This window comes from Planococcus sp. ISL-109, from assembly GCF_018613655.1.
Classification (GTDB): Bacteria; Bacillota; Bacilli; order Bacillales_A; family Planococcaceae; genus Planococcus.
In genome coordinates this window covers 1-2,668 of sequence record NZ_JAGGPW010000038.1, presented here as the reverse complement: position 1 = coordinate 2,668, position 2,668 = coordinate 1, and the positions used below count along the sequence as shown (strand labels likewise).

The following is a 2,668-nucleotide window of genomic DNA, read 5'->3' as shown; positions in this document are numbered from 1 at the left end:
GTAAACGTATCAAATGACTTTACGAACGTCCGCGAAATTGCATACACTTTTACGAACGCTTTTCAGGTATAATGAGAGGAAATAATCGTTTTTAGAGGTGAATTATGGAACATCTGTAAACGTTAAAATAGATTAATGAGATTTCAACAAATAAGTTTGATGATTTTTACTCAGAAAAATAGCTCTCCTGTAAACTGAAAAAGTAGTTACAGGAAAGCGAGGAAAGTGGAGTGAAAAGAAGAATGACTTATTATCAAATTCATCAATTGAAAGAACAAGGTTTTAAAAAAGCAGCGATTGCAAGGAAGTTATCGTTAGCCTGGAATACCGTAAAAACTATGTACGACAAAACGCCGGAAGAATTGGAAGAGTTCCTAAGATCGCTTGAATCACGCCAAAAAAAGCTAGCTCCCTATCGGGATTATATTCTTGGGTGGCTGAGAGAGCATCCGGATCTCACAGGCGCACAAGTCTTGGATTGGCTGGAGGAGCGTTGTAATTATAAAGAAGCGAGTGAAGGCACAGTGAGGAATTACGTTAACGAATTAAGAGAAGTTCACCACATTCCAAAACTATTGAACCAGCGGGTGTATGAGGCGGTGCCGGAGTTACCGATGGGTGTACAAGGTCAAGTCGATTTTGGTCAGGATACGCCTATGACGACCACCGGAGAAAGAAAACGCGTTTACTGCATCGCCTTCGTTCTTTCCCACTCGCGTTTCAAATACGTGGAGTGGTTAGATCGTCCCTTCCGTACAGAAGATGTGGTTCGCTGCCATGAAAATGCTTTTCAATTTTACGGGGGAATGCCCCAGGAGATGGTCTACGACCAAGACGCGCTTATTTCCGTCAGTGAAAATGCGGGCGACCTTCTCTTCACAGCAGAATTCGAAAAATACCGGAAGCTTCGGAAATTCCAGATTTACCTCTGTCGGAAAAGTGATCCTGAATCTAAGGGGAAAATTGAGCAGGTCGTTAAATACGTCAAAGGAAATTTCAGTAAGAACCGTACATACGATAACCTGATTCTGTGGAACGAACTGACCGTAAAGTGGTTAGCACGCACGGGGAATTATAAAGTTCATCACAATACAAAAAAGAGACCAGTTGAAGTGCACGCCCTCGAAAAGCAACACTTGAAACCAGTCTCTTCCTTATTCTCTTTCGAGAATTCGCTTACTAAAAGTATAACAAGAACCGTTCATAAGGACAATGTCATTCGCTACTATGGAAATCGATATACGGTACCAGCCGGTACCTATCATCCAAACTCAGCAAACAAAGTTCATGTAAGCCGAAGTGAAAAAGAACAGCTTCTCATTCGTTTAAAATCGGATGGAGTTATTTTAGCACAACACACAATTTCTAAAGAAAAAGGAAAAGTGATTCGTGATCCTGCTCATAAGAAAGAAAAAGGAACAAAATCAGCTCTCCTGATCCATCAAATCAAAGAATTTTTTTCAGATCACGAACTAATCACTTGGTACCTGGATGAATTAAAACAAAAGTATCCCCGTCATTTAGTCGATCAGCTTAAAGTCATGAAAAGATCTATTGAAACACACCCAGATCAAATCGAACGCGGGCTGGAGCAAGCAAAGCTAATGAATCTCATCAGCGCTAACGACTTCCGGGATATTGTCTATTCTCTTGCGGAACAGTCAGGAAACATAAAAAGTGAGGCCATTCATGAGAACACGAAGTTTGATCATCTAAAGGCAGTAGAAAGACCCATCGATTTTTATGTCAACATGATGGGAGGGCAACAACCATGACAGCACCCGTTACCGCACTACAAGAGAAATTCCGTGCTCTGCGACTGGCTGAGACCGCAAAAGAGCTTCCAGCTCTTTTACGGAATGCAGAAAGTGAAAATTGGACCTACCATGAGCTCGTCCATGAATTGGTCAGTTATGAATTGGCATGTCGGGAAGAGAAAACGAGAGAACGATTTATGAAATGGGCCGACTTCCCATTTTTGAAAACCTTGGACGATTACCGCCTAGATGAACAGGATGCATTAGGAGAAAGAAACTTCAAGCAGCTCAGAGAACTGAGTTGGGTTGAAGAATGTTATACGCTCATTTTGATGGGCCCTCCTGGAGTTGGAAAAACCCACCTATCGGTGGGTCTCGGGATCGAAGCTGTCCAGCGTGGCTATCAGGTAGCGTTCATTTCCATGGCAGAGCTGATTTATGTACTGAAAACCCGAGAGTATACGAATAAGTCAAAAACTCGCTATAAACGCATGATGTCCTCAGATCTGATTATCATTGATGATGTGATGTACTTAACGATTGATTCAGCAGAGGCAAACCTATTCTTTCAGTTTATCTATCAGCTTTATGATCACGCGGCATTCATCTTGACATCTAACAAAGGGCCAAATGAATGGGGCAAGTTTTTAGGCGATGCCACACTCACTACAGCTATTTTGGACCGGTTGTTGCATCGTAGCCAAATCATTTCTTATAGCGATACGGACAGTCTCCGCATGAAACATCGGAAGACGTTATTTCCAGAAATAAATCATCAAACTTAATTGTCGTAATTTCATCAATTCCACTTGACGGTTACACCTCTCTGAGTGTCGGCTATTACCAGTAGCTCGACGGGAGACGTCTTCCCAAAAAGCACTTTGTGTTAGATCCGCTTCTAAATAGTGTTC

The 2,668-nt window shown here is 42.0% G+C and carries 2 protein-coding genes; both read left to right on the top strand.

The genetic code is table 11. From position 1 onward, the window contains the following. Nucleotides 1–242 precede the first annotated feature (242 nt). The gene (gene istA / locus J7E21_RS16070) at nt 243–1,775 is read left to right on the top strand and encodes an IS21 family transposase (RefSeq protein ID WP_215109659.1); all 1,533 of its coding nucleotides are present in this window, start codon (nt 243–245) and stop codon (nt 1,773–1,775) included. Beyond that, complete coding sequence (gene istB, locus J7E21_RS16065) at nt 1,772–2,542, top strand: IS21-like element helper ATPase IstB (RefSeq protein ID WP_215109657.1); 771 nt, start codon at nt 1,772–1,774, stop codon at nt 2,540–2,542. Before istA ends, istB begins: the two co-directional genes overlap by 4 nt. Nucleotides 2,543–2,668 lie beyond the last annotated feature (126 nt).

What these genes read in the sequence shown, in the direction of transcription:
- istA (WP_215109659.1), top strand. Translation starts at nt 243, where the DNA reads ATGACTTATTATCAAATTCATCAATTGAAAGAACAAGGTTTTAAAAAA.
- istB (WP_215109657.1), top strand. Translation starts at nt 1,772, where the DNA reads ATGACAGCACCCGTTACCGCACTACAAGAGAAATTCCGTGCTCTGCGA.